Below are 26,835 nucleotides of genomic sequence, written 5' to 3'. Positions count from 1 at the left end.
TCTTGCGAACCGGGCGAGTCGACTCAGAAGTCGAATTCACCGATGTTCTCTGCGTCGAACACGAACGGCTCGCCGAGCAGAACGGTGCCGTCAGCACCGACCTCGAACTCGCCCAGGTCGCCGGCGTCGAACGTGTCGCCCTCAGCGCCGGTGATGTCACCGGAGATCAGCGCCGCCGCAGCGAATGCCGAGAGGTAGCCGAGGTCTTCCGGGTTCCACAGCGCGAACGCGGTGACAGTGCCGTCCTCGACGTACTCGCGCATCTGGTTCGGCGTGCCGAGACCGGTGATCGCAACCGTGCCCTTGTAGTCCGAGGTCGACAGGTAGCGCGCAGCAGCCGCGATGCCGACCGTTGTGGGCGAAACAATGCCCTTCAGCTCGGGGTGCGTCTGCAGCAGTGCCGCCGTCTTGTCGAACGACGTCTGGTCATCATCGTCGCCGTACACAGTCTCGACGAGAGTGATGTCGGGGAAGTCGCTGGCGAGGTACTCCTTCATCAGATCGATCCACGCGTTCTGGTTGGTGGCGTTGGCAGAGGCCGACAGCACCGCGATCTCACCCGCACCGCCGAGCTGCTCGGCGATGAGGTCGACCTGCACCTTGGCAATACCGGCAGCATCGGCCTGGTTGATGAACAGGTCGCGGCACTCGGGGTTGGTGTCGGAGTCGAAGGTGACGACCTTCACTCCGGCGTCGCGAGCCTCGTTGAGTGCATCGCAGATCGCCTTCGGGTCGTTCGCCGAGACGACGAGCGCACCGACGCCCTGCTGCGTGGCGGTGTTGATGTAGCTCACCTGGGCGTCAGGGGTAGCCTCGGCCGGTCCGACCTCGGCGAACGTGCCGCCGAGCTCTTCAACAGCGGCTTTGCCGCCCGTGCTGGAGGTGTCGAAGTACGGGTTTCCGAGGTTCTTGGGCAGGAACGTGATCGACAGATTGTCCGATGATCCGCCATCCGACCCTCCGGCGTCGCCGCCACCCGTCGAACCACTGGTGTCAGCGCAGCCGGTCAGGGCGAGGGCTGCGGCAACGGCGACAGCGGCGAATGCTGTGACACGCTTGCGTGCAAACTTCATTGTTCTTCCTTTCGTTGGGGCTGCCGCAGACGGATGCCGGCGGCACGGAGATCTCAGCTGGTCGAGGTGACCGCTCGTCGAAGCGCTGGAGTCGGCCTGGCTCGAACCCGGTGCGCCCAGCTGAGGAGGCTTGCCGCCACCACAGACAGGACGAGCAGTCCGCCGGTGATGATGTTGATCACGTCAGAGGTCACGTTGGCCAGGCGCAGAGCACTGGAAAGCACTCCGATCAGCAGCACCGCGGCGACGACACCGTGCAGCTGTCCGCGTCCACCGAACACCGAGACGCCTCCGAGCACGACAGCGGCAATGACCTGCAGCTCAAGTCCGGTGGCATTATCGCCACGCGCACTCCCGAAGCGCAGGGTGAAGAAGATCCCGGCGAACGCCGCCACGACACCGGAGAGCACGAACAGAATGAACTTCGTCCGTTCAACGTGCACCCCGGAGAATCGAGCTGCTTCTTTCGACAGGCCGATCGCGTAAATCCCACGACCGAATGGCGTGAAGTGCAGCAGCACGACGAAGATCACCAGCAGGATGAGGAACGGAATCACGATGTATGGGATCGTCGTCCCGGCGATCTTCGCCTTAGCCAGAGCCGTCCACTGCTCGGGGAAGTCCGTAACGGCGGTGGTTCCGAGCAGGCCGACGGCGAGGCCGCGGAACAGCGCAAGTGTGCCGATCGTCACGGCAAGCGAAGGAAGCCCGACGACCGTGACGAGGAATCCGTTGACCGCGCCGCCGATCACACCGACGGCGAGCGCCGCGAGCGCCGCGACCTCGAACGGAGCACCGGCCTGCGTGAGTACGCCGGTCACCACGCTGGCGAGGCCGACCATGCTGCCCACGGACAGATCGATCTCGCCGGTGACGATGACCAGGGCCATCGGGAGGGCGATGAGCAGAATCGGTGCGACATCGAGCAGCAGGTAGTTCACGGTGATCGGCTGAGCAAAGCCCTTCACCGACGTGGCAGCGACGATCATGACCAGGACGAGGAGTGCGATGATCGCGACCTCTCTGGTCAGCAGAATCCTGCGCCAGAGGGAACGATCATGGTCACGGATCACACGGATCGAGCCCGTGGTTGTTGTCATCGTCATGATTGATCCCTCGCCTCGATCAGTTGCTGTCTCTGTCTGACGGCAAGTACGCGGTCAAGCACGATGGCTCCGATGATGAGCGCGCCAACGACGGCCCGCTGCCAGAAGTCCGGTATCCCCAGAATCGGCAGGGCGCGGTTGATGGTCATCAGCAGCATCGCGCCGATCGCCGCGCCCCAGACAGAGCCGACGCCGCCCATGATGGCGATTCCTCCGATGACGGCGGCACCCACCGCATCCAGTTCCCATCCCGCACCGGCCTGTGAGCTGACCGAGCCGTAGCGGGCCGCATAGAAGACACCAGCGAGCCCCGCGAGAGCACCGGACAGGACGAAAGCCGAGAGCACGCGCCGCGTGACCTTGAGCCCGTAGAGCTCTGCCGCAGCGGGATCTGAGCCGATCGCGTAGTACTCACGACCGCCCCGGGTGTTGCGCATGTACCAGGCGGCGACGGCCAGAACGATCAGAGCGACGATGGCAAGCACGGGAATCCCGATCACCTGGGCTGTTCCGAGCGCGAGAAAGTCCCTCGGCATGTCGGATGCGTTGACCCTGTCGCTCCCGGCCCACAGCACGTTGATTCCTCGATAGGCATATAGCGTGCCGAGGGTGATCACCATGGCCGGGACCTTGGCAAGAGCCACGATCGCGCCGTTGATCAGCCCGAGCAGTCCGCCGAAGATGACCGCGGCAAGGACGACAAGAATGATCGGGATACCGGGAATGTCGATGAACAGTCGCCCGGTCAGGTAGGCGGTCAGGCCCATCACCGACCCGACCGAGAGATCGACGTTACGGGTGATGATGACGATCGCCTGTCCGACTGCCACCAGCATGAGGATGGACGGCGTGAGCAGCAGGTCGCGCCACCCGTCAGCGCTGAACAAGAAGTTCGGGTTCTTCACGGTTGCGGCGATCACCACGAGAGCGAGGGCGATCAGGATGCCGACCTCTCGCGCCTTGCCGACGCCGCCGAATGACTTGCGCAGCCCTGCGCGCGGAGCCGAAATGGTGGTCACGAGTGGATCTCCGTTGCGTGCGTCGCGGCGAACATGACGTTCTCACTGGTGGCTTCGGCGCGGTCGATCTCGGCGGTGATACGCCCCTCCCGCATGACGAGCACGCGGTCGGCCATGCCCAGCACTTCAGGAAGTTCGGAGGAGATCATGAGAATGCCCATCCCCTCGCTGGCAAGCTGCGAGAGCAGGCGGTGCACCTCAGACTTCGTGCCGACATCGATGCCTCGCGTCGGCTCGTCGATGATGAGCACGCGAGGCTTCGTCGCCAGCCACTTCGCGAGGACCACCTTCTGCTGGTTGCCGCCGGACAGAGTCGATGCCACTGAGTCGAGCGCATGCGTCTTGACCTCGAGGCGGCTGGCCCATTCCTTTGCAGCGCGGTTCTCGATGCCGGTTGTGAGTAGGCCGAGCTTCGCCAGCCGGCCGCGGATCGCCAGGGTGATGTTGCTGCCCACCCCGGATTCGATCACCAGCCCCTGCTTGCGCCGGTCTTCGGGAACCAGGGCGAGGCCTGCCCGCATCGCGTCCGTGGGGCTACGGTGCGGCACCGTCTTTCCCAGCATCCGTACCTCGCCCTCTCGGTAGGGGTCGACGCCGAAGACGGCTCGAGCGACCTCGCTGCGACCAGCGCCGACGAGTCCGGCGAGCGCGACGATCTCACCGGCACGCACGGTGAACGAGATGTCGTGGAAGATGCCTGCGCTCGTCAGGCCCGAGACTTCGAGAAGTGGGTCCCCGACGGGAACGATCTGCTTGGGAAACAACTCGGTGACATCGCGCCCGACCATCTGCCGTACGAGCTCGTCGGAGGTGGTCTCAGCGATCGGCGTCGTGCTGATGTACGCGCCGTCGCGCATCACGGTGACGGTGTCGCACAGGGCGAACACCTCATCGAACCGATGGGAGATGAACAGGACGGCACGGCCCTCATCTCGCAGGCTTCGGGCCACGGCGAAGAGCCGGTCGACCTCGACGCCGCTGAGCGCAGCAGTCGGCTCATCCATGATGAGCACACTGGCATCCAAGGAGATTGCCTTGGCGATCTCGATGATCTGCTGGTCCGCGATCGACAGGCCTTCGGTGAGACGGTCGGGATCGAGGGCGACGCCGAGGCGATCGAAAATCTGCTCGACCTCTCGGCGCATCGCCTTGCGATCGATGCGCCCGAACCGGTTCGTGGGCTGGCGCCCCATGAAGATGTTCTCGGTGACCGAGAGATCAGGAAACAGCGTGGGCTCCTGGTAGATCACGGCGATTCCGGAAGCCTTGGACTGTGCGGTGCTAGAGAAATCGACCGCTTCACCGTGCAATCGGAACTCGCCGGAGTCGCGGCGGTACAGGCCCGCCATGATCTTCACGAGCGTCGATTTACCCGCCCCGTTCTCGCCGATGAGCGCGTGGATCGAGTTCGGCCGCAGCGTGAGACTGCCCGAGCGCAGCGCTATGACCGGCCCGAAAGACTTCACGACACGATGCAGCTCCAGCGCGGGGCTGCGCAAACGGGGATTGTCGTCTTCGACGGCCATTGGCGCGTCCTCTCCGTTGAGGTGAATCCGGATGCTTCGTTTTGAAACTACATGAATCGATTCATGAGCGTTCAGGCTAGTGTATGAAACAACCCGAGGACGTCAACCCCACGGTGACCTAATCGTGACCCGATCAATCAAAAGGAATGCAGAATGTCGGTGAGTATCCGCGATGTCGCCCAGCGTGCCGGCGTCTCCGTCGGCACCGTTTCGAATGTGCTCAACCGTCCCGACGAAGTGTCTGCAGAGTCGGTCGAACGAGTCGGACAGGCCATCGAAGAGCTCGGCTACGTGCGCAATGACGCGGCCAGAAAACTGCGCGGCGGGGTCAGCTCGACGGTCGGGTTCGTCGTGCTCGACGGCCAGAACCCGTTCTACAACGACGTCGTCCGCGGAGCGGAGGACGAGGCCACCCGCCACGGAATCGCGATCCTGTACGGGAACACCGATGAGGATCCCTCCCGGGAGAAGGTGTACCTCGACCTTTTTCGCGAACAGCAGGTTCGCGGACTCCTCATCGCACCGTACGGCGATGTGATGACGCAGTTGCGTCGATTCCGCTCCAGTGGCATCGCGACTGTTCTCGTCGACCGTTTCAGCGCCGACAGCGGGTTCTCATCCGTCTCGGTCGACAGCGTCGCAGGCGGACGGCTCGCAATCGATCACCTGATCGAGGCGGGACGACGCCGAATCGCCTTCGTCGGCGGCCCGTTCGAGATGCGCCAGGTCACCGACCGCCTCGCAGGCGCGCGTGCTGCCGCAGAGAACGCCGCCGTCCCCGTCGATCTCGAGGTCATCGCCACGGCCGCCATGACGGTGGAGGAGGGCGCTGCCGCCGGCACTCGCGTGCTGGGGCGTTCACGACGGGACTGGCCGGACGCGATCTTCGCCGCCAACGATCTGCTGGCGCTCGGCCTGTTGCAGTCCCTGGTCATCGATGGGCGGATGCTCGTCCCGGACGAGATCGCCATTATCGGTTTCGACGACAACCCGTTCGCTGCCGCGGCGGCTGTTCCGCTGTCGTCCATCCGCCAGCCGAGCCGCATGATCGGGCGCACCGCGCTGCGGGTTCTGCTGGAAGAAGCAGCGGATTCATCCAGCATCCCGCGTCAGACGGTGTTCCCGCCCGAGCTCGTCATCCGCAGGTCGACGACCGGCTGAGGCCTGCTCTACCGAACGTTGCCGTTCGAGCATGTCGCCTGAGCCGCCGAGTTGCCCTTGATGGCGTCGGGCAGCGCGTACACGCTGGGATCCGGCACCGCTTCCGGGTCGACCGGGGCCGCCGGCTCTTCCACGATGACACCCTCATTGTCGGTGTTCACATGGGTCACCTGCAGCTGCTGGTTCGCATTGATCGCGTCCCACATCAGCTGAGCGTCCGCCGTGTTGGAGACGACCTTGTTCACGTCGGCTGGGTCACCGAAGGTCGGGTACTGCAGGAACACGATGTCCTCGAACGGTACGTCCTTGACCGCGAGCCCGATCTGCGCGATCGTCATCGGGTTGGTCAACGACGTGGATGCCTCGAGGTTGGTGAGTGCGGTGTTCGCCAGTCGCAGCATCGTGGGCACGTTGCCCAGCACTTCATCGCTGATGAGCTTGCGCGCCAGGCTCGACATGTACTGCTGCTGGTTTCCGATACGACCGAGGTCGCTGCCGTCGCCGACGCCGTGCCGGGTGCGCAGAAACTGCAGTGCCTGAATCCCCTGGACAGTGTGTATACCAGCCGGCAGGTCAAGACCCGTGTGGTGGTCCTTGATCGGGGTCGCGAGGCAGACATCGACGCCGCCGATCGCGTCTGTGATCTCGATCACACCGCCGAAGGTCACGGATGCCGCGAACTCGATGTCCTGGCCCGTGAGCTCAGTGATCGTCTTGGCGACGCAGTTCAAACCGCCGTACATGTAGGCGCTGTTGAGGGGCTGCTTGCTCATCGCCGAAGTGGTGCCGCCGCTTTCCGTCGTGCACGACGGGATGGGGAGCATCAGGTCACGGGGAAAACTCACCGCGGTGAGCCGGCGCGGCTCCTCCGACACGTGCAGCAGGATGTTGACGTCGTTGAGGTTGCCTTCGGAATCAGGCCCCGCGCACCGGTCGCCGAACAGATGCGCGTACTCCACTTCGCACGAGTCAGTGCCCACCAGCAGCAGGTCGAACCCGCCCTCATACTCGCTGATGTTCGGCGGAGCAGCCTCCTGCCCCTCGAGTTCGACTGCGTTCGCGCTGACGGTGTTACTGAGGTCGGTCACCACGAAAGCACCGATGCTCAGCGCGCTCACCAGCACGACGGTCAGCCCGACGCCGAGCATTTTGAGCAGCTGCGCGACAGGTCCCGGCGATCGCAACTGACCATGGCGCGCGACGGTTCTGCGGCGGCGGATCTTCTCGCTCACTCGATGCCTTTCACTCTGACTGCAGTGCTACGAAGTACCGCAGTCAGTTTTCTGCGGAGGGTGTGGGATTCGAACCCACGAGACATTTCTGCCCACTGGTTTTCAAGACCAGCTCCATCGGCCACTCGGACAACCCTCCATCAACAGATGAATCTGCTGATCAGTGGTCGAGTCTAGTCGCTTTCATTCTCGCGCTTCGACCTGAGGAGCCGCTGGATGGTTCACCAGGGTATCCAACGCGAGCGCGAGCCCACCGTCTTCGACGTCAGCGGTGACCTCGCCCGCGGCTTCCTTCACCTCGGGCGGCGCCTGTCCCATCGCAACGGCTCGTCCGCCGATGCGTAGCGACCACTCGAACATGCCGATGTCGTTGCGGCCATCACCGGCGACGAATACGTTGCCGCCGTCGATGCCCAGTTCGGAATGAACGCGTGCGAGCGCGGTGCCCTTGTCGACACCGTGCGGAGCGATGTCGAGCCAGGCCGTCCAGCCGATCGCGTAGGAAACCTCGTTGAGTCCGGCATCCACAACCAGTCGGTGGAAGTCTTCCTCGTCGTGCCCGGGCGAGACGACCACCACGCGCGAGACGGGACGCGAACCCAACTCGTCCAGCGTGACCTGGCGACCGCCGGCGAGCGTCCAGTCATCGACCTCACCGGTGAACAGCCGTTGCCCGGATTCCAACTCGACCATGTAGTGGGCCTCGGGGAGCCGCTCGGTGAGCAGCGCCAGCACGGTTGTCGGGTCGAACAGTTCGACGTTCCACCGCTCCCAACTGTCGCCCACCCGGCGCATGGTGACCGCACCGTTCGAGCAGACCACGAATTCAGGAGTGAGCTCCAGCTCGTCGACCCAGCGCTCGGTGGCCATCCAACTGCGCCCCGTGGCGATCGTGACGATGTTTCCGGCATCTCGGACCCGGGCCACGGCCTCGGGCACGCCGGGACTCATCGTCTCGTCCTGGAGGATAATCGTTCCGTCGACGTCGAGGCCGACAAGCCAAGCGGCGGTCATGCCTGCGGCTCCAGAACTTCCAACCCGCCCAGATACGGCCGCAGCGCCTCAGGAACGATCACCGAGCCGTCCGCCTGCTGATGGGTCTCCAGCAGCGCGACGATCCAGCGCGTCGTCGCCAGCGTGCCATTCAGGGTGGCGACATGCTGCGTCTTGGCGGGCGCGTCATCCTCCGTTGCCGGGCGGTGGCGAACGTCGAGTCGGCGAGCCTGGAACGTGGTGCAGTTCGAGGTCGAAGTCAGCTCGCGGAACGCACCCTGCGTCGGAACCCAGGCCTCGATGTCGAATTTGCGCGCAGCGCTGGATCCGAGATCCCCCGCCGCGACGTCGATCACCCGGTACGACAGCCCAAGCGAGGTCAGCATTTCCTCCTGCAGGGCGACGAGGCGCAGGTGTTCCGCTTCGGCGTCTTCCAGGGTCGTGTAGACGAACATCTCCAGCTTGTTGAACTGGTGCACGCGGATGATTCCGCGGGTGTCTTTGCCGTACGACCCGGCCTCACGGCGGTAGCAGGTCGACCAGCCGGCGTAGCGCAGGGCACCATCGGACAGGTCGACGATCTCATCCTTGTGGTATCCGGCGAGCGCAACTTCGCTCGTGCCCACGAGATACAGGTCGTCTTCCTTGTCGAGGTGGTAGACCTCGTCGGCGTGCTCGCCGAGGAATCCGGTTCCCTGCATGATTTCCGGGCGCACCAGCGTCGGGGTGATCATCGGCACGAAGCCGTTTTGCAGAGCCTTATCGAGCGCCATGTTCATCAGTGCGATCTCGAGGCGGGCGCCGATGCCGCGCAGGAAGTAGAACCGCGAGCCCGACACCTTCGCCCCGCGCTCCATGTCGATGGCGCCGAGGATCTCACCGATCTCGAGGTGGTCGCGGGCTTCGAAGTCGAATGTCGGCGCTTCGCCGACGCGGCGCAGTTCAACGAAGTCCGCTTCGCCGCCGGCAGGGACGCCGTCGATGATCACGTTCTCGATGCGCCCGAGAGCGGATGCCGCGGCATCCGATGCCTCGTTCGATGCCTGCTGCGCCTGCTTGACCCGCTCAGCGAGTTCTTTCACCTGCGCGACAAGAGCCGCTTTCTCGTCCTTGGGGGCTTTCGCCACCTGCTTGCCGAAAGCGTTCTGTTCGGCACGCAGATCCTCGAACGCGGTCAGCGCCGAACGACGGGAACGATCGGCCTCGATAGCCGCATCAACAGTGGCTTCGTCGTTGCCACGGGCTGCCTGCGAGCGACGGACGAGGTCGGGCTGGTCGCGAAGAAGAGCAAGGTCGATCATTCGACAAGTCTAGTTGGCGTGACACGCGCGAGCGGATGCTGGCCGTAGAGTGATCGGCATGACGCAGAGCAGCTCGCAGCACCGCCAGGCCGCTCTCATCTACAACCCGATCAAGGTCGACGAGAAGCGCCTGCGTGCTACCGTCCGTGAACTGTCGAGGACCGCTGGTTGGGCGCACCCCGCCTTCTACCCCACAACGGTCATGGATGCTGGGCAAGGCATGACGCGCGAGGCCCTGGATCGCGGCGTGGACGTCGTGCTCGTCGCCGGCGGCGATGGCACGGTGCGCGCGGTGGCCGAGGAGATGGCCGGCACCGGGGTGCCGCTATCGATCGTGCCCAGCGGTACCGGCAATCTGCTCGCTCGCAACCTCGGTCTTCCCCTGCTGGATCCGGACGCAATGATTCGCGCGGCGCTGCGCGGGTTCCGGCATCCCATCGATATCGGCTGGGCGAAGCTGACCCGTGCCAACGGCGAAACCGGAGAGCATGCGTTCGTGGTGCTGGCCGGCATGGGCCTGGATGCCGACATGATCGCGAACACGCGGCCGGATCTGAAGAAATCAGTGGGCTGGGTGGCGTATGTCGACGGCGCGGCACGCTCACTGCCCAATGCCAAGCCCTTTCGCATCGTCTACCAGGCGGACGAATCTCGCCTGCACTCCACGAAGGTGCACAGCGTGCTCTTCGCGAACTGCGGCACGCTGCCGGCGGGAATCTCCCTCATCCCCTCGGCATCCATCACCGACGGCGAAATGGATATCGCGATCATCCAGCCAACCGGACCGCTCGGCTGGCTCGGGGTATGGCGCAAGATCTGGTGGGACAACTCGGTGCTGCGCCGGTTCCGCGCCGGACGGTTGGTTCTGCAGCGGCGCGGCAAGGATGCTTCGGTGCGCTATCTGCGCGCACAGAGCATTGAAGCAGCTGCCGTCGCACCTACCCCGATCGAACTGGATGGCGACGGGTTCGGTCTGGCCGTGCGCATCGAGTGCCGGGTCGACCCCGGCGCCCTGCTGGTGACGTTGCCCGAGGGCCATCGCACCGACGCGCTCTGAGGATCAACCCTCGATCACTCAGCTCCCGATCACGGTGACTGTGCCGTCGAGGTTGTCACCGACGAGGGTCAGAATGAAGTCATCCTCGTCGCTGTCATCGCTGTCATCGCTGAATCCGAGCATCGTCGCTCGAGGCGCCATGTCCATGGTGCAAATTCCGTCATGAGGCTTGAATGTCACCGTCGCACCGCCCGGCTGTTCCTCGATATTTTCCACGACCGGAGGGCAAGTCGACGATCCCCAGGTGAGCAGCACGACGCCTTCGTCGTCGAACCAGCCCGCGCTGGGCAGGAAGTCAGACGGTTCACCCGGGGCGCCGGCAAGGGCGGCGTTCCCGTCAAGATCGATATCGTCTGTGACGTCACCGACGGTGACGATGAACTCGACGTCCTGTTTCGGATCAACGCCCTCAGGAACTCCACCGATGCTCGCGCGAGGAACGAGGTCGTCAGTGCAGGCCGTCTCCGCACCGTCTGCGCTGGGTGCACCGACGAGAGCGACCGTGACCGTCTGCCCGCTCGCGGTGACCTCATCGACAACCGGAACGCACATCGAAGAGCCCCAGGTCACGATGGCGAACAGACGCCCATCGTCGAGCCATGCCGCTTCAAAGTCATCTTCAGCTACCGGCACCGTCGACGATCCGGAGTCATCCGGAGTCGGGGCGCTCGACGTGCTCGGTGTGGACGATCCCGGCGAAGTCGTGCAACCGGCAACGAGCAGAGCAGTGGCGAGCACAGCCGCTGCCGACATCACAAGACGCAAAGAGGAAGTCATGCGCTCAGAGTATCGCTCGACGCGCGTCAGCGGCAGAGAGCCCTGCCGATATTGACGCAGTCGTTACTGCAGTGCAGAGGTAAGCCGAGCAAGGTTATCGAGGACAGTGGAGCGCAGCGGCTGCTGCATCCACTCCTCGAGCGTGAGCTCGCGACTCAATGAGCGATACTTGTCTTCCACTGCTCTCATCTCGGCGACAAACTCCTCGCCGCGCACGAGCATCGAGATCTCGAGGTTGAGACCGAACGAGCGCATGTCCATGTTGCTCGAACCAATGACCGCAATCTCGTCATCGATCGTCAGGCTCTTCGTGTGCAGAATGTACGGCTTGCGGTACATCCAGATGCGGACACCGGCCCGCAGCAGCGCCTCGTAATAGCTTCGCTGTGCGTGGTAGACGACCGCCTGATCGCCCTCCTCCGAGACGAAAAGCTCGACATGCACGCCGCGGTCGCAGGCGGCACTGACGGCAAACAGCAGAGCTTCGTCCGGCACGAAGTACGGGCTGACGATCATGACCTTCTCGCGGGCGGCGTACAGCAGCGCGAGGAACAGCCGCAGGTTGTTCTCGACCTCGAACCCGGGGCCGGAGGGGATGATCTGACAGTCCAGGTCCGCGCTGCCGATCTCCGCCTGGGTGATGTCGATCTCGGAAAGGATCTCGTCGGTCTCGCTGTACCAGTCGCTGAGGAAGATCGCGTTCAGGCTCAGCACGATCGGACCGTCGACGCGTGCCATCAGGTCAACCCAGTGCAGCCCGCGCTTGATGTTCTTGGGCAGGTTGTAGGTGGAATCGGTGATGTTCTGCGAACCCAGGTAACCGACGTTGCCGTCGACCACGAGAAGCTTGCGGTGGTTGCGCAGGTCAGGGCGCTGCATCCGCCCCTTCAAAGGCTGCATGGGCAGCATCAGGTGCCAGTCGGCCCCCATCGCATCGAGCCGCTTGATGGTCTTGCGATAACGCGGCTTCCAGCGGTTCGCCCAGTGATCCAGCAGCACGCGCACCTCGACCCCGCGCGCGGCGACCTCTTCGAGAGCGCGGAAGAAGTTGTCAGTGGAGTCGTCGGACTGCAGGATGTAGAACTCCACGTGGACGTAGTCCGTCGCCGTGCGAATCGTCTCCGCCATCGCGTCCAACGATTCCTGATAGTCGCTGATCAGATGCGCGCCGTTATCACCGGAGATCGGCAGAGCCCCGAGGTTCTGGTTCATCGCCACCAGCGAGGGGAACCACTCCGGGGCGTTCGGGCGCAGCGTGCCGAAGTGCAGCTGATCGCTGGCCTCTTTGATGTACGCGTTGATCTGGTCTTGTTTACGCCGACGGGCACGCGGCAGCCTCGGGTTGCCGATGACGAGGAAAAGGAGCACGCCCACGTACGGGATGAAGAACACTGCCAGCAGCCAGGCCATCGCGGATGTAGGCCGGCGGTTGCGCGGGATCACGATGATCGCGATCACACGGATCGTGATGTCGATGACGGCGGCGATCGCAAGAATCCACCACGGCCATCCAACCACGCCCATCACCCCCGGTAAGAACCTGTCAGAACCTGCCGAATTCGGCGTCTGAGATCAGAGTAGCCGGTAAGTCGAAATCGCCCGTCAGGGGCGCGGTGGCAAACCGCGTACGGCTCGCTCTTCGGCTTCTACCCTGGCACGAGCGTTGCGTTCCGTGCGATCGGAGCGCAAGATCGCGCGCAGCACGAAGAAAAACACGAACGCGACAGCAAGGGTCGGCAGGAGCGACCACGCCGCAGCGACCCAGAAGTTGTCCATCCCTCCATCGTACGCTGTCGACCCTGGGGTGCGGCACGACTTGTCCTCCACAATCGAGGTGCTGACAGATGTGCCTGTGAGTTCGGTTTCGGATGCTCGAACCGCGGCACACTTTCGACATGAACACAGTCCTTCGAGCCACCGATTCCGCCGAGTTCCTCGGCATCGTGCCCACCCTTGCCGGGTTCAGACCCCGACAGAGCGTCGTCCTGCTCCCCTTTCACGATTCCCGCACTCACGGCGCCATGCGCATCGATCTGCCCCGCCCCGACGTTGACCTGAACACCTACGTCGACACCGCTGTAGAGCTGATCACTCGGGTCGATGGGATGAACGCTATCGCTGTCGTGGTCTACACCGATGAGTACCCGCAGCACACCCCCGACGGCATCGTTCTGCCATCGTGCGTGCTGGTCGACAATCTCCTCGAGGTGGTCGATGATCTGGGGCTGCGCATCGTGGATGCCCTCTGCGTGACCCCGGAGGGGTGGTCGAGCTATCTGGATGACGACCCGGTCCTGCAGCCGCTCGACGTCATTCCCGAACCCGCAGCGCCCCCGGAACTCGACGTCGACACCGATCAGGATGCCGGAGCGGAGCTGCCGAAGATCGGCGTGTTCGAGCAGGAACGAGTCGCCCGGGCTCTGCGTGATCTGACCGCATTCCTCTCCGCCGATGAGGAGCCGCGCAACCAGCGCATCAATCCGCAGGCCATCGAAGCATCCGGAATGCTCGACGATCTGCCGCAGTTCTTCGAAGACGCTCTCGACGACCCCGAGAATATGCCGCCGTACGCCGCGGCCGGGCTGCTGTGGTGTCTGAACCTGCCGCCGTTCCGCGACTCCGCGCTGCTGCAATGGGCGACGGATCTGCCTACCGGCGTTCGCGCATTGGCGGCGCAGCTGGCCTATGCGCACGAGGCGGAGACCATCTCGGATGAGCTCGGAATGGTACTGCTCGGTCGCGGCATCGCGCCGGATCCTGAACGGCTCAAGGCAGCGCTGGCCCTGACGCAGCACCTTGCCGCGCGAGCACCACGCGCCGCGCGTCCGGCGCCCCTCACTCTCGCAGCTTGGCTGTCGTGGGCGCTGGGTCGCTCAACCCATACCGCCCGCTATCTCGACGCCGTCGCCGAGATCGACCCGGCGTACTCGATGGCACGGTTGATCGATGTCATGACGAGCGCTGCTGTGCTGCCCGAGTGGGTTTTCCAGCGCGGGGGCGCATAAGCCCCCGCGCTGATGGTCACTTGACGAGCGGGAACAGAATCGTCTCGCGGATGCCCAGGCCGGTGATCGCCATGAGCAGCCGGTCGATGCCCATCCCCATACCGCCCGATGGCGGCATACCGTGCTCCAGGGCACGGAGGAACTCCTCATCGACTCGCATCGCCTCGACGTCTCCGCGGGAGGCAAGCTTCGCCTGCTCGACGAAACGCTCCCGCTGGATGACCGGATCGACGAGCTCGGAATAGCCGGTGGCCAGTTCGAACCCGCGAATGTACAGGTCCCACTTCTCCACGACGCCCGGAATCGAGCGGTGCTCGCGCACCAGCGGCGAGGTGTCGACGGGGAAGTCCATCACGAAGGTCGGGCGGGTCAGATCACCCTTGACGAAGTGCTCCCACAGTTCTTCGATGAGCTTGCCGTGCGTGGCGTGCGGCGGCACATCCACACCGTGCTTCTCTGCGAAGGCGATGAGGTCTTCGACGGCATCCTCGGTCGTGAATGTGCGCGAGGTCGCCTCGGACAGCGAGTCGTACATCGACACGCGATCCCACTGGCCACCGAGGTCGTACTCGGTGCCGTCAGCCCACGTCACCGTCGTCGAACCAGAAACGGCGATGGCCGCCTTCTGCACGAGTTCTTGGGTCAGCTCCGCCATCTGGTTGTAGTCGCCGTAGGCCTGGTAGGCCTCAAGCATGGCGAACTCCGGGCTGTGCGTCGAGTCCGCACCTTCGTTGCGGAAGTTGCGGTTGATCTCGAACACCCGCTCGAGACCGCCGACGACCGCGCGCTTCAGGTAGAGCTCGGGCGCGATGCGCAGGTACAGCTCGGTATCGAAGGCGTTGGAGTGCGTGATGAACGGACGAGCGGATGCCCCGCCGTGCTGCACCTGCAGCATCGGCGTCTCCACCTCAAGGTATTCGTGCGAGGAGAACGTCGCACGAAGGCTCGCGTTGACCGCGGCCCGTGCACGCACGGTAACGCGCGCCTGCTCGCGGAGGATGAGGTCGAGGTAACGGCTGCGCACGCGGCTCTCATCGCTCAGGTCGGCGTAGGCGTTCGGCAGCGGCAGGATCGCTTTCGATGCGATCGTCCAGTCATCTGCCATGATCGACAGCTCGCCGCGGCGGCTGGAGATGACCTGGCCGTGCACGAAGACGTGGTCGCCGAGGTCGACGAACTCCTTCCAGCCCGCAAGCGATTCATCGCCGACCTCTGCCAGTGAGACCATCGCCTGGATGCGAGAGCCATCGCCGGCCTGCAGGGTGGCGAAGCAGAGCTTGCCGGTGTTGCGGCTGAACACCACACGACCGGCGACACCGACAACGACGCCGGTCTCGGCCCCGGCATCGAGGTCGCCGTATTCGGCGCGCAGCGCGGGGATGGTGTGCGTCACGGGAACAGCGACCGGGAACGCCCCGCCCGCGGCATCCGCTCGCTGTTCGATCAGCCGCTCTCGCTTGGCGAGACGCACGGCCTTCTGCTCGTGAATGTCCTCGGCGGAGGCGTCGTCGGGGGTTGATGCAGGCGCGTCAGGCGCGGGGGTCATAGCGGCTCCTTGAAAGTCTGTCCCAGTTTACCGGGCTGGGCACGCGCCCCCTTCCCCTGGGGGCTTCGTCCAGGTAGCCGCAGCACGCGTGGCTACGCTCGAAGCATGACTCCGAGTCGCCTTCCCCGTATTCTCGCTCTTCTCGCCGCGGCGGTGGGGGCGGTGCTGTTCGGGTCGGCGCCCGCAACAGCGGCTGTTGCCGCGTCGACGAACGTCAACGACTTCGACTTCTCGTCGTGGGATTCCACGTTCGAGATCAGCCTCGATGACGAGGGACGAGCGAAGATGCACGTCGAGGAGACCCGCGTTGCGGGGTTCCCCGACTTCGACCAAAACCGCGGAATCGTCGCCGGCTACCCGACTTCTTTCGAGGGCGCCAGCATCGACACGAGGATCCTCTCCGTGCGCGATGAGAACGGCGACGACGTCCCCTACGAGACCGATGACGACGACGGTTTCCTGTATGTACTCACGGGCAACGACGACTATGTGCACGGCCCGACGACGTACGTCATCGAGTACGAGATGCGCGATGTGATCCTCGCGGCGACCGAGAGCGGGCTCGACGAGTTCTATTGGAACCTTCTGCCCCTGGACAGCACTCAGGACATTGCATCCTTCCACGCGGAGATCCGCTTTGATGATCAGCTGGCCGAACATCTCACCGGCAGCGCCTCCTCCTGCTACCAGGGAGAGCAGGATTCCACCGCCACGTGCGACATCACCATCGACGGCGCGGCGTTCAGCGTCGCCGCGCGTGATGTCCCTGCGGGCGAAGGCCTTACTGTCGCGATCGGCCTCGATTCGGGCACGGTGACTCAGCCGTCCGCGCGCCAGCCCAACGCTGCCACCGACGTACTGCCGTACGCCGTGGGCGGCGGTGCTCTTCTGCTCTCGCTCGGCGGGTGGTTCGCCACTCGATCCATGATTCGCTCCCGCCGACGCGGAACCGGCATCATCGTCGCACAGTACGACGTGCCCGGTTCCATGCCGCCTCTGCTGGCGAGTGCGATCGTCCCGAAGGCGAAGGACGCTCTCAGCGCCCAGATCATCCACCTCGCCGTGCAGGGCCTGCTCCGCGTGGAGGAACTCCCGGAGGAAGGTCAGAAGAAGCGTCGGCCACGCCTGCGCCGACTCGAGGCACCGATTCCCGATCCGCTCGATGAACGGTCACTGAAGGCACTGTTCGGCAGCACCGAATTGGGCGTCGTCATGAAGATGCCGAAGAACAGCTCGTCATTTGCGGCACGGATTCAGAAGCTGCTCGCGGCGGCGCCGAAGGAAGCGGACAAGCGCGGATTCACGACGAAGGCCCGCAGCACGCTGGCGCGCATCATCCAGACCCTCGCTCTGGTGGTGTTCGCCGGCATGCTGCTTCTGCTGGGCTGGGGCATGTTCACCGGACGCGCGTCGGCGGGCCCGGTCTTCTTCGTGACGCTGCTGTGCGGCATCGCCGTGCTCATCTCCAGCGTCGTGGCCTTCAAAAAGCACACCGTCCTCACCAGGGAAGGTGCATTGCAGTTGGAGTATCTGGAGGGCGTGCGCGAATTCATTCGCGTCGCCGAAGCCGACCGGCTACAGATGTTGCAGTCGTACACCGGCGCAGAGCGGCGCAGCGACGGCAGCATCGATGTGATCCACGTCTACGAGAAGCTGCTCCCCTATGCGATCTTGTTCGGCCAGGAGCGCGAATGGGGCAAGGTGCTCGAAGTCGCCTACGGCGCCGCGCAGCAAGACCCGGAATGGGTCAACGGTTCCCACTACGGCCTGGTCACCCGCATGCTGATCTTCTCGTCGGTCACCCAGACGTCGTCCACCTACACAGCCCCGAGCAGCGGTTCATCGAGCGCCGGCGGGTCGATGGGTGGAGGCTTCTCCGGCGGCGGAGGCGGCGGCGGGTTCTCCGGCGGACGCTGACGGCCAGGGCGTCAGGGTAGGAGCGGGTCGGATGCCTCGCGCAGCGCCCGTTCGACGGTCGACTGCACGAGCGCAGAGAGGTACCCGCCCGGGTTCTCCACGCCGATTCCCCGCAGCAACGACGTCGACTGTCCGATGATCGCTCGAGAGAATTCGGATGCCGTCGCAATCGCCTCCGCGTAGGCCGCACGGTTGTCTTCATCGACGACGACCGGCTCGCACCCCAGTTCAACGGCGAGCGCCTGCGCGATCGGCAGCACCGGAGCGGGGGCTGTGACAGCAGCGAAGCTCACCTGCAGTTGGCGCAGATCAATCGAGGTTCCGGTGAATGAGATCGCCGGGTGCACCGCCAGGGGGATCGCGCCCGAACGCTGCGCGGGCTCGAGCACACCGATCCCATACGCCGGGTCGGTGTGCAGCACGAGCTGTCCGGGTTGCCAAGCACCGACCTCGGCGAGACCGTGGACGAGGCCCGGCAGTTCCTCATGCGGCACGGCCAGGATCACCAGCTCACTGCGCCGCAGCACTTCGGCGGCGTCAAGCACCGGAACATCCGGAAGGATCCCGGCGACGCGATCGTCGTCGGACCCGCTCGTGATCCCCGTGATCGCATGCCCCGCTCCGGCGAGCGCAGCACCGATCACCGGCCCGACTCGTCCGGCGCCGACGATGCCGACACCGAGGCGTCCGTCACGCTTCACGCGGTTCCCCGTCTGCGTCCGCGGCCGCTGAGCCTGTCGAAGGGCCCCCGCCCGCAGCATTCTCCACCACGTGAACGTGCTGCGCCCACCGGTGGCTCTGATCCCGCCCAGTCGCGGCGTAGGTTTTCTGCGCGATATCGTGCATCGTCGCCATCATTGTGACGCTGTCGATTCCGACGACCTCGCCGAGGATCGGCCCGGCGACGCTGTGCGCCTTCATCCAGGCCACCCGCTGGACGCGGTCGATGGGCCCCTGCGAGACGGAGATGCCCTGCAGCCGAGCCAGCGGGACAACAGCGAGCTTGCGCCATACCTGGCCGCGACGCATCAGCAGTGCGAAGTCCGTGACGGCGAGTCCATGCCTCTTCCACGACACCGGTCGGCGCCACCATGCTCGCCGCTCCAGTGAGGTGTACGGATCCTCAGCCTGCGGGCCCAGGATGCCGTGCTCCCAGACCAGCGGCAGATCCTCCGCCGGCAGGTTCGGGAGGATCAGCGCGAGCACGCGCTCCACGTCGGCGCGGGTGCCGACCGGGAGCACCACGTTGAACTGCTGCGCCGAGCTGGATTGCTGCTGTGAGGCGCTCTTTCCCGACATGCGGTTGATCTTGATCGCCCACCAGCCGAAGGGCCGCCATAGCAATGACTGCGTCACTTCAGCCGCGAAGATGCGGCCGGGCGGAATCGTCTCGGTCACCGTAGTGAACAGGCCGTAGGTGATGCGCACACCGTCGGGGGTGGGAGCGATCGAGTAGCGCAGCGACTTGGAGATCTGGCCCCAGGTGATGGCGACTGTCGCAATGATGAACGGAATCCCCATACCGAAGATGATCGCCACCACGCCGATCCAGGCATCCGGGTCACCGTCGGAGAGGATCACGGGGATCGTGAATCCGAGCGAGACCGCATAGATCACCAGGAAGAACAGGAACCAGAGAACCCCGGTCAGCAGATGCGAGCCGACGAGTCGGCCGGTGGGGATCTTCACAACACTTTCCGGCTCGACGTCTGCCAGGTCAACGCCGCCGATGAGGTCATTGACCCCGTGGTTCATCGAACCGACCAGCTGCGAGCGCATCGTCGCCGACGCTGTTGCCGGCTGCGCACCGGGGGTCTCGCCACGACGCATCGCGCGTGCTCCGGATGCGAGGCGGAGGATGTCTGAGCGCACACCCTCGGCCTTGGACGTGGAGAGGTACTCCAGAGGCACGTTCGCGTCGGTTCCCGCACCGACGACCTCGAGTTTGGCCAGCCCGATCAGGCGTGCGGGGAAGGGCCGCGTCAGGTTGACGCCCTGCACACGGTCCAGGGGCGCCCGACGCTGCGACCGGAAGATGATGCCTTTTCGCACCTCGACGTGTTCGTCGGAGATGCGGAATTCCTGGAACCGCCAGACCATCCAGAAGAGCAGAATCAGCACGATGAGAACGCCGAGCACGGCGAGCAGTGCGACCAGAATGAGGTTGTTCGCCATCACCCAGTCCACGGGGTCACCGGCGCCGTAGTACTCGTCGACATGTACCTCTTCTGGGGCGAAGAGGTTGATCGCCCAGAAGATGATGCGATCGCGGAAGTTATTCAGCACAACACCGGCGACGATGATGAGCACCAGGCCGCCCTTGAACAGCGGGGTCAGCGGGTGCAGCCGATGCCATTCACCGTCTGCGAGCGATGCGCTCGGCACGGGAACGTTCTGTGCTGGCGTGCTCTCGGCAGGGGTGCTCACAGGCCGGTCCGACGGGTCTCGGCGACCTCGATGAGGGTGTCGCGAAGTGCTTCGGCAGCGGCCTGGGTCAGTCCCGGAATCTGCACACCCGTCGTCGCCGCGGCAGTGACCAGCTTCAGCTGAGATACGCCGAAGGCGCGGTCGAGCGGCCCGTGCGTGATGTCGACCAGCTGCATGCGCCCGTAGGGAACGGCGATGACGCGCTGCCACAGAATGCCCTTGCGGAACACGATGTCATCCGCACGCAGCATGTAGCCGACAGCCTTCGCCTGGCGGGGCAGGATCACCAGGGTGAACAGAATCACCACGGTGATGATCCCGGCGGGAATCCACACCCACTTCTGGTCGAAGACCAGTCCGACGACAAGCGCCGCGATGATCACCAGGGCGAGCAGCAGCCCCTCCTGCACGAACTGCGAGACGACGTAGCGCGGCGAGATCTGGTGCCAGTGCCCATCAAGCGCCAGTCGTCCGGCCCCGCGAGGCTCGCGGATCTGCTCGTAGGTGCCCTCATCGAGCACCGGTTGCGCAGCCGGTGATCGGTCAGCGCCCGTCGGCTCCGGCGGTGTGATCTGGCTGTCGGTCATCAGGTTCCTTCGGAAGAGTGCAGAAGTGTTCAGCGACGAGTGCTGCGGCAACGAGGACGAGCGAACTCACCACGAGCGCGGCCATCGCCACAATCGACCCTACCTGTGCGGTCACCGGCCGCGAGAGGAGAAACACTCCTAACCCGGCACCGAAACCCGCCATGAGCGCGCCCAGAAGGCTCGATGCCCGCGCGAGCGTCGCCGCACGGATTGCGCGGAACGGATCGATGCGTCCGGCCGTGCGCCCCTGCACGCTGCGCCGTACCGGCCACGCGAGCGCGAGCACGGCGGCCGCGATCAGCAGCAGGAGGACGGGCAAGAAACCTGATGGGGCGAAAGTTGCGCGTCCCGATACCGTCAGCAGATGGTCGAGCAGATACCCCGCTCCGCCGCCGACCAGCGCGAGCAGGATCAGCGCGACCGCAGATGTGCGCTTCACGGATGCCCCTGGCTGCTGCCCGCGGCATCCGTTCGCAGATCCTCGACCAGACGATCAATCCGTCCGACTCCGGGGATTTCGGCATCCGGATCGAGGCTCAGCCACGGCTCCAAGACGAACAGCCGCTCGGCGGCGCGCGGATGCGGCAACAGCAGCTGTGGATCGTCCGAGGTCACGTCTGCATAGGTGATCAGGTCGAGGTCGAGGGTGCGGTCGCCCCAGCGTTCCCGTCGCACCCGACCGTGCTCGTCCTCGATGGCGTGCAGCAGCCCGAGCAGGACTTCGGGCGCGAGCCGGGTGGCGAACACGACGACGGCGTTCACATAGGTCGGAGCATCCGGGTCCGGTCCATCCAGGCGCACCGCCACCGTCTCGTACAGCGGCGACAGCCGCACGTCCTCGACGAGCGGCAGCCGGGAGATGCGCTCGACCGCACGGCGGATCGTCTCTTCGCGGTCGCCGAGATTCGCCCCGATGGCGACCACCGCGTTCACGCTTTCGCGACCGGACCGTGCGTTCGGGGCGGTCAACGGGGGCATCCTCGTCATCAGCCCTCCCCCGCCTGCGTGCGCGTAATCTGCACCGACACGTCCGAGAAAGTCAGGGCGATCGGAGCATGCGGCTTGTGGACGGTAACGGTCACCTGCTGAACACGCCGGTCCGCGAGTGCGACGTCGGCGATGCGCTGGGCGAGCGTCTCGATGAGGTTGACCGGCTCACCGGCGACAACGGCCGCCACGCTCTCGGCGAGCTCGCCGTAGTGGACGGTGTCGGTGACATCATCGGATGCCGCGGCATCCGTCAGCGGAAGATGCAGGCTGAGGTCGATCACGAACTCCTGGCCGCTCTCGCGTTCGTGCTCGAAGACGCCGTGTCGGCCGAAAACCGTGAGCCCGGTGAGCTGAATCACATCGGTCGACATCGTCATCCCTCCCAGGCGTGCGCGACCGCGAGGGCATCCCGGGTCGCTGCGACGTTGTGCACCCGCACGGCCCAGATACCGTGACGGGCTGCGAGAGCGCTGGTGACCGCGGTGGCAAGATCGCGGCGTTCGATGTCGACGTCCGCGGGAGTGCCACTGAGCGTCTCGGACAGGAATCGTTTGCGCGAGGTACCGATGAGCACCCGATGCCCGAGCGCCTTGATATCGGCGATCCCGCGCAGCACATCCCAGTTCTGCTCCCCCGCCTTGGCGAATCCGATGCCCGGGTCGACGATGATGCGTGCCGGTGCGATGCCGGCGGCGGCCGCCGCCCCCACGCGCGATCGCAGTTCGCTGGCGACCTCGCGTGACGCCCGACGGTAGTCGGCGTGCGCATACATGTCGTCTGAAGGACCCCGCCAGTGTCCGATCGCAAAGTCGGCGCCGGATGAGGCGACGGCTGCCAGCATGCCGGGGTCGGCGAGACCGCCGGAGACGTCATTGACGATGCGGGCGCCGGCTCGAACTGCCGCTGCGGCTGTCGAGGCGTTCATGGTGTCGATGCTCACCGGAATGCCGCGGGCGGCGAAGGCTTCGACAACCGGCAGCACTCGCTGCTCTTCGACGGCCGGATCGACGCGTTCGGAGCCAGGACGGGTCGATTCGCCGCCGACATCGAGTACGGATGCACCGGCATCTCGCAGTGCGAGTCCGTGGGCGATCGCACGCTGAGGGTCGATGAACTGCCCGCCGTCGCTGAAGGAGTCCGGTGTGACGTTGACGATGCCCCAGATGCCGGTCATTGATCCGGTCCCTGAGCCGGTCGAAGGGTACCGATCAGTGCGATCAGTTCCTGCCGTGCGATCGGCTCGCTGTAGTCACCGCGCGCAGCGATCGTCAGCGTGGAGGCTTCACTCTGGCGGCCGCCGCGCATCGTCACGCACCCGTGCGTGGCATCCAGCACCACCAGCACGCCGCGAGTATCGAGGTGCTCGGCGATGGTGTCGGCGATCTGCTCACCGAGCCGTTCCTGCACCTGCGGGCGGGCGGCGAGAGTCTCGACAACACGGACGAGCGCTCCGAGGCCGACGACCTGCTCACCCGGCAGATAGGCGATGTGCGCACGGCCGGCGAAGGGCAGCAGGTGGTGCTCGCACACCGAGCGGAAACGGATGTCACGCAGCATCACAGCGCCTGACGGCAGCGTCTCGGGCGCCGGACCGCGAGAAACGCTGATCGTACGAGCCAGCGGCTCCGCAGCATCCTCACCGACTCCGGCGAAGAACTCCGCGTACAGATCGGCCATCCGCGCCGGCGTCTGCTTGAGTCCTGGGCGCTCCGGATCCTCTCCGATCGCTTCGAGAAGCTCGCGAGTCAGCCGCTCGACACGCTCCCTGTCGACGGCCACGATCAGGCCGTCGCCGGGCGTGCCTGTCCGGATGCCGGCGCGCCGTCGGTCGCACCGAGAGATGCCGAAGCATCCGCCGCGCCCTCGACGGAAGCTGCAGCATCCGCCGGAATCACGCGCTTGGGCACCTCGATCGGGGGACGCTCCGACACCGGGCGCTCGTTGCTCGACAGCCACAGCGGGCGCTCGGGAAGCTTGCGCACATCGCTGAAGATCTCGGCGATCCGGTTGTGGTCGAGGGTCTCCTCCTCGAGGAGGGCCAGGGCGAGGCGGTCGAGGACGTCACGGTTGTCGCTGATCACCTGGTAGGCCTCATCGTGCGCCTGCTCGATGAGCTGTCGCACCTGATTGTCGACGCGTTCGGCCACCGATTCGGAGTACTCGCGCCCGCGGCCCATGTCGCGACCAGCGAAGGGCTCGCCGCCCTCGGAGCCGAGCTTGATCGGGCCGAGATCGGTCGTCATGCCGTACTCGATGACCATCTTGCGGGCGATGCTGGTCGCCTTCTCGATGTCGTTGGACGCACCGGTGGTCGGGTCGTGGAAGATGAGCTCCTCCGCGACGCGGCCACCCATCGCGTAGGTCAGCTGGTCCTGCAGTTCGTTGCGCGTGACCGAGTACTTGTCATCCAGCGGCATCACCATCGTGTAGCCGAGGGCCTTGCCACGAGGCAGGATCGTGATCTTGGTGACGGGATCGGTGTAGTTCATCGCCGCCGCAGCCAGTGCGTGTCCACCCTCGTGGTACGCGGTGATGAGCCGCTCACGATCCTTCATGACGCGCGTGCGACGCTGCGGGCCGGCGATCACGCGGTCGATGGCTTCGTCCAGCGCACGGTTGTCGACCAGCTGCGCGTTCGAGCGCGCGGTCAGCAGCGCAGCCTCATTGAGCACGTTGGCAAGATCTGCACCGGTGAAGCCCGGGGTCTTGCGTGCGACGACTTCGAGGTCGACGCTCTCAGCGAGCGGCTTGCCCTTGGCGTGCACCTGCAGAATGTGCAGTCGGCCCTTGAGGTCCGGAGCATCCACCCCGATCTGGCGGTCGAAACGACCCGGGCGCAACAGAGCCGGGTCGAGGATGTCGGGGCGGTTCGTCGCCGCGATCACGATGACGTTCGCGTTCGGGTCGAAGCCGTCCATCTCGACGAGCATCTGGTTCAGCGTCTGCTCACGCTCGTCGTTGCCGCCACCCATGCCGGCACCGCGGTGACGTCCGACGGCGTCGATCTCATCGATGAAGATGATGGCGGGAGAGTTCTCCTTGGCCTGGTTGAACAGGTCACGCACTCGGGATGCGCCGACACCGACGAACATCTCGACGAAGTCAGAACCCGAAATCGAGTAGAACGGGGCACCCGCTTCGCCGGCGACAGCGCGGGCGAGCAGGGTCTTGCCGGTTCCGGGAGGGCCGTACAGCAGCACGCCCTTCGGGATGCGAGCGCCGATCGCCTGGAACCGCGCGGGATCCTGGAGGAAATCCTTGATCTCCTCGAGCTCCTCGATCGCCTCATCGGCCCCGGCGACATCGGCGAAGGTGACCGTCGGCGTCTCCTTGCTGACCAGCTTCGCCTTGGACTTGCCGAACTGCATGACTTTGCCGCCACCGCCCTGCATCGAGGACAGCAGCCACCAGAACAGCAGACCCAGCAGGACGAGCGGAAGAAGAAGAGAGAGGAAGCCGTCAAACCAGGTCGCGCGCGGCACGACGTCGTTGAAGCCGTCCTTCGGGTCTGCCTGGGTGATGGCGGTGACGACCTCGTCCGCGCGGGCATCCACGTAGTAGAACTGGACCTTCTTGGAGTCTTCGAACGCCTTCGACAGCGTCATATCGACACGCTGATCACCGTCGGTGTTCGTGACCTCGGTGACGGTCTCGCCGGAGAGAAGGTCGAGGCCCTCCTGCGTCGTGATCGTCTTCGGAGCGCCGAGGTTCGAGATCAGCAAAAACCCGCCGAACAGCAAAATACCGATCAGCGCCACATACACCAGCGGATTCCGGGTGATCTTCTTCACGTTCATGATGCGATCAGCGTATCGCGCCTCGGTTAGTGGTCCCCTGTGATTCGCCCACGGCGTACGCTTTCGACCGCTGAGCTTGTTAAAGCGTCCGGGCGGCGCGCGACTTAGGAGTACACGTGCGGCGCGAGCACCGCGACATCGCGCAGGTTGCGGTAGCGCTCGTCATAGTCGAGGCCGTAGCCGACGACGAAGTCGGTGGGAATGTCGAAGCCGACGTACTTGCAGTCGATTTCGACCTTGGCCGCTTCGGGTTTGCGCAGCAGCGCCAGCACTTCAATCGACTCGGGTCCGCGCGACTCGAAGTTCTCCAGCAGCCAGCTGAGGGTGAGCCCCGAGTCGATGATGTCTTCGACGATCAGCACGTGCTTGCCGTGCAGATCGGTGTCGAGGTCCTTGCGGATCTGCACAACACCGCTTGATTTCGTGCTGGATCCGTAGCTGGACACCGCCATCCAGTCCATCGGTGCGTGCATGGGCAGCGCCCGGGCGAAGTCGGCCATCACCATCACCGCGCCCTTGAGAACGCCGACCAGCAGCAGGTCTTTGCCGGCATAGTCTTCGGTGACTCGGGCTGCGAGCTCATCGAGTTTGGCGATGATCTCCTCCTCTGTGACGAGGATGTCTGCAAGGTCTTCTTGAATTTCAGCCGCACGCATGTATTGCATTTTAGGTGACGGATGCTGTGGGTGCCCCGCTACTGTGATGATCAAGCGGGCGTTCGCCCTCAGATGGAAGGACTTCTCATGGCTCTCGACGACATCCTCAAGCAGCTACCACTCGATGACATCGCGGCAAAGCTCGGTGTCTCCCCGGACGTCGCGAAGTCGGCTGTCGAGCAGGGCGGCGCCGTTCTGCTGAGCGGTCTGGCCAAGAATGCACAGAGCAGCGAAGGCTCGGCGGCGATCCAGAACGCGCTCAAGAAGCACCAGGGCGCATCGGGGGCATCCTCGCTCGATGACATCGACCAGGCCGATGGCGGCAAGATCGTCAAGCACGTGCTGGGTGAGTCTGAGAAGGACGTCACCGCGAAGCTGAACTCGTCGGAGAAGACCGCCGGAATCGACTTCGGAAAGCTGCTGCCGATCCTCGCGCCGATCGTCATGGGCCTGATCGCGAATGCGACGAAGGACAAGTCTTCATCGAACAACGCAGAATCCGGTGGCGGACTCGGCGATGTCATCGGCGGGCTCCTCGGCGGCGGGAACAGCTCGGGCGGCGGCATCGGCGACCTGCTCGGCGGTCTTCTCGGCGGCGGCAATAATTCCGGCGGTGGGGGCATCGGCGACCTGCTGGGCGGACTCTTCGGCGGGAAGAAGTAGCC

At 65.0% G+C, this 26,835-nt stretch carries 26 protein-coding genes and 1 tRNA gene; 5 read left to right on the top strand and 22 right to left on the bottom strand.

Features of this window, described 5'->3' with window-relative positions:
- Positions 1–23: 23 nt before the first annotated feature.
- Genes rhaS through ACSU1L_RS10505 form a run of 4 tightly spaced genes read right to left on the bottom strand, consistent with a single transcriptional unit; the run spans position 24 to position 4,724 of the window.
- Positions 24–1,073: a rhamnose ABC transporter substrate-binding protein gene (rhaS, locus tag ACSU1L_RS10520; RefSeq protein WP_439255740.1), complete on the bottom strand. Its 1,050-nt coding sequence runs from the start codon at positions 1,071–1,073 to the stop codon at positions 24–26.
- Between the two features lie 53 nt (positions 1,074–1,126).
- Entirely contained in the window at positions 1,127–2,179 is a 1,053-nt protein-coding gene (locus ACSU1L_RS10515) for an ABC transporter permease (protein ID WP_438253025.1), read from the bottom strand.
- On the bottom strand, positions 2,176–3,198 hold the full coding sequence (locus ACSU1L_RS10510) for an ABC transporter permease (protein ID WP_439255739.1): 1,023 nt from the start codon (positions 3,196–3,198) through the stop codon (positions 2,176–2,178). The genes ACSU1L_RS10515 and ACSU1L_RS10510 overlap by 4 nt, the downstream gene beginning before the upstream one ends.
- Positions 3,195–4,724 carry a sugar ABC transporter ATP-binding protein gene (locus tag ACSU1L_RS10505; RefSeq protein ID WP_439255738.1) on the bottom strand — a complete coding sequence of 510 codons (1,530 nt, stop codon included), beginning with the start codon at positions 4,722–4,724 and terminating at the stop codon, positions 3,195–3,197. The genes ACSU1L_RS10510 and ACSU1L_RS10505 overlap by 4 nt, the downstream gene beginning before the upstream one ends.
- Positions 4,725–4,877: 153 nt before the next feature.
- Between ACSU1L_RS10505 and ACSU1L_RS10500 the strand changes: the two genes are divergently transcribed.
- Entirely contained in the window at positions 4,878–5,885 is a 1,008-nt protein-coding gene (locus ACSU1L_RS10500) for a LacI family DNA-binding transcriptional regulator (protein WP_439255737.1), read from the top strand.
- Between the two features lie 8 nt (positions 5,886–5,893).
- Here the strand turns inward: ACSU1L_RS10500 and ACSU1L_RS10495 are convergent, their stop codons facing one another.
- The 4 genes from ACSU1L_RS10495 to serS form a co-directional block, all read right to left on the bottom strand.
- Entirely contained in the window at positions 5,894–7,117 is a 1,224-nt protein-coding gene (locus ACSU1L_RS10495; protein ID WP_439255736.1) for an LCP family protein, read from the bottom strand.
- A gap of 54 nt (positions 7,118–7,171) precedes the next feature.
- Positions 7,172–7,256: transfer RNA gene (locus ACSU1L_RS10490), tRNA-Ser, on the bottom strand.
- Between the two features lie 44 nt (positions 7,257–7,300).
- A complete protein-coding gene (locus ACSU1L_RS10485; RefSeq protein WP_439255735.1) occupies positions 7,301–8,131 on the bottom strand; it encodes an HAD family hydrolase in 831 nt (276 codons plus the stop codon).
- Positions 8,128–9,411, bottom strand: a complete 1,284-nt coding sequence (gene serS / locus ACSU1L_RS10480) for a serine--tRNA ligase (protein ID WP_439255734.1) — start codon at positions 9,409–9,411, stop codon at positions 8,128–8,130. The genes ACSU1L_RS10485 and serS overlap by 4 nt, the downstream gene beginning before the upstream one ends.
- Positions 9,412–9,469: 58 nt before the next feature.
- Between serS and ACSU1L_RS10475 the strand changes: the two genes are divergently transcribed.
- Positions 9,470–10,468 carry a diacylglycerol/lipid kinase family protein gene (locus ACSU1L_RS10475; RefSeq protein WP_439255733.1) on the top strand — a complete coding sequence of 333 codons (999 nt, stop codon included), beginning with the start codon at positions 9,470–9,472 and terminating at the stop codon, positions 10,466–10,468.
- An 18-nt stretch (positions 10,469–10,486) separates the two neighbouring features.
- On the opposite strand, the gene ACSU1L_RS10470 is transcribed toward ACSU1L_RS10475, so the two are convergent.
- From ACSU1L_RS10470 to ACSU1L_RS10460, 3 genes are all read right to left on the bottom strand, one after another.
- Entirely contained in the window at positions 10,487–11,245 is a 759-nt protein-coding gene (locus ACSU1L_RS10470) for a hypothetical protein (protein WP_439255732.1), read from the bottom strand.
- Positions 11,246–11,308: 63 nt separating this feature from the next.
- Entirely contained in the window at positions 11,309–12,763 is a 1,455-nt protein-coding gene (cls, locus tag ACSU1L_RS10465) for a cardiolipin synthase (protein ID WP_438253015.1), read from the bottom strand.
- 84 nt (positions 12,764–12,847) lie between these two features.
- Positions 12,848–13,021: a hypothetical protein gene (locus ACSU1L_RS10460; protein WP_438253013.1), complete on the bottom strand. Its 174-nt coding sequence runs from the start codon at positions 13,019–13,021 to the stop codon at positions 12,848–12,850.
- A gap of 119 nt (positions 13,022–13,140) precedes the next feature.
- Here ACSU1L_RS10460 and ACSU1L_RS10455 point away from each other — a divergent pair, with 119 nt between their 5' ends.
- Entirely contained in the window at positions 13,141–14,250 is a 1,110-nt protein-coding gene (locus ACSU1L_RS10455) for a DUF4192 family protein (RefSeq protein ID WP_439255731.1), read from the top strand.
- Positions 14,251–14,266: 16 nt separating this feature from the next.
- On the opposite strand, the gene lysS is transcribed toward ACSU1L_RS10455, so the two are convergent.
- Positions 14,267–15,796, bottom strand: coding sequence for a lysine--tRNA ligase (gene lysS, locus ACSU1L_RS10450; RefSeq protein ID WP_439255730.1), 1,530 nt, complete (start codon positions 15,794–15,796; stop codon positions 14,267–14,269).
- A gap of 105 nt (positions 15,797–15,901) precedes the next feature.
- Between lysS and ACSU1L_RS10445 the strand changes: the two genes are divergently transcribed.
- Complete coding sequence (locus ACSU1L_RS10445) at positions 15,902–17,713, top strand: DUF2207 domain-containing protein (protein ID WP_439255729.1); 1,812 nt, start codon at positions 15,902–15,904, stop codon at positions 17,711–17,713.
- Positions 17,714–17,724: 11 nt separating this feature from the next.
- Here the strand turns inward: ACSU1L_RS10445 and ACSU1L_RS10440 are convergent, their stop codons facing one another.
- From ACSU1L_RS10440 to hpt, 10 genes are all read right to left on the bottom strand, one after another.
- Entirely contained in the window at positions 17,725–18,414 is a 690-nt protein-coding gene (locus tag ACSU1L_RS10440) for a DUF2520 domain-containing protein (RefSeq protein ID WP_439255728.1), read from the bottom strand.
- Complete coding sequence (locus tag ACSU1L_RS10435) at positions 18,404–20,140, bottom strand: PH domain-containing protein (protein WP_439255727.1); 1,737 nt, start codon at positions 20,138–20,140, stop codon at positions 18,404–18,406. Before ACSU1L_RS10435 ends, ACSU1L_RS10440 begins: the two co-directional genes overlap by 11 nt.
- Positions 20,137–20,727 carry a PH domain-containing protein gene (locus ACSU1L_RS10430; protein ID WP_438253006.1) on the bottom strand — a complete coding sequence of 197 codons (591 nt, stop codon included), beginning with the start codon at positions 20,725–20,727 and terminating at the stop codon, positions 20,137–20,139. The genes ACSU1L_RS10435 and ACSU1L_RS10430 overlap by 4 nt, the downstream gene beginning before the upstream one ends.
- Positions 20,684–21,166, bottom strand: a complete 483-nt coding sequence (locus tag ACSU1L_RS10425; RefSeq protein WP_438253005.1) for a DUF3180 domain-containing protein — start codon at positions 21,164–21,166, stop codon at positions 20,684–20,686. Before ACSU1L_RS10425 ends, ACSU1L_RS10430 begins: the two co-directional genes overlap by 44 nt.
- The gene (gene folK, locus ACSU1L_RS10420; protein WP_439255726.1) at positions 21,163–21,714 is read right to left on the bottom strand and encodes a 2-amino-4-hydroxy-6-hydroxymethyldihydropteridine diphosphokinase; all 552 of its coding nucleotides are present in this window, start codon (positions 21,712–21,714) and stop codon (positions 21,163–21,165) included. Before folK ends, ACSU1L_RS10425 begins: the two co-directional genes overlap by 4 nt.
- Positions 21,714–22,088, bottom strand: a complete 375-nt coding sequence (gene folB, locus ACSU1L_RS10415) for a dihydroneopterin aldolase (RefSeq protein WP_439255849.1) — start codon at positions 22,086–22,088, stop codon at positions 21,714–21,716. The genes folK and folB overlap by 1 nt, the downstream gene beginning before the upstream one ends.
- A 2-nt stretch (positions 22,089–22,090) precedes the next feature.
- Positions 22,091–22,891 carry a dihydropteroate synthase gene (gene folP, locus ACSU1L_RS10410; protein WP_439255725.1) on the bottom strand — a complete coding sequence of 267 codons (801 nt, stop codon included), beginning with the start codon at positions 22,889–22,891 and terminating at the stop codon, positions 22,091–22,093.
- The gene (gene folE, locus ACSU1L_RS10405; RefSeq protein WP_438253002.1) at positions 22,888–23,496 is read right to left on the bottom strand and encodes a GTP cyclohydrolase I; all 609 of its coding nucleotides are present in this window, start codon (positions 23,494–23,496) and stop codon (positions 22,888–22,890) included. The genes folP and folE overlap by 4 nt, the downstream gene beginning before the upstream one ends.
- Positions 23,497–23,498: 2 nt before the next feature.
- Positions 23,499–25,514: an ATP-dependent zinc metalloprotease FtsH gene (gene ftsH / locus ACSU1L_RS10400; protein WP_438253001.1), complete on the bottom strand. Its 2,016-nt coding sequence runs from the start codon at positions 25,512–25,514 to the stop codon at positions 23,499–23,501.
- A 104-nt stretch (positions 25,515–25,618) separates the two neighbouring features.
- Positions 25,619–26,170, bottom strand: a complete 552-nt coding sequence (hpt, locus tag ACSU1L_RS10395; protein ID WP_439255724.1) for a hypoxanthine phosphoribosyltransferase — start codon at positions 26,168–26,170, stop codon at positions 25,619–25,621.
- Between the two features lie 87 nt (positions 26,171–26,257).
- Here hpt and ACSU1L_RS10390 point away from each other — a divergent pair, with 87 nt between their 5' ends.
- Positions 26,258–26,833, top strand: coding sequence for a DUF937 domain-containing protein (locus tag ACSU1L_RS10390; RefSeq protein ID WP_438252999.1), 576 nt, complete (start codon positions 26,258–26,260; stop codon positions 26,831–26,833).
- Positions 26,834–26,835: the final 2 nt, after the last annotated feature.

This window comes from Microbacterium sp. A94 (genome assembly GCF_051842855.1).
GTDB lineage: Bacteria > Actinomycetota > Actinomycetes > Actinomycetales > Microbacteriaceae > Microbacterium.
This window is presented reverse-complemented; position numbering and strand designations above follow the sequence as displayed.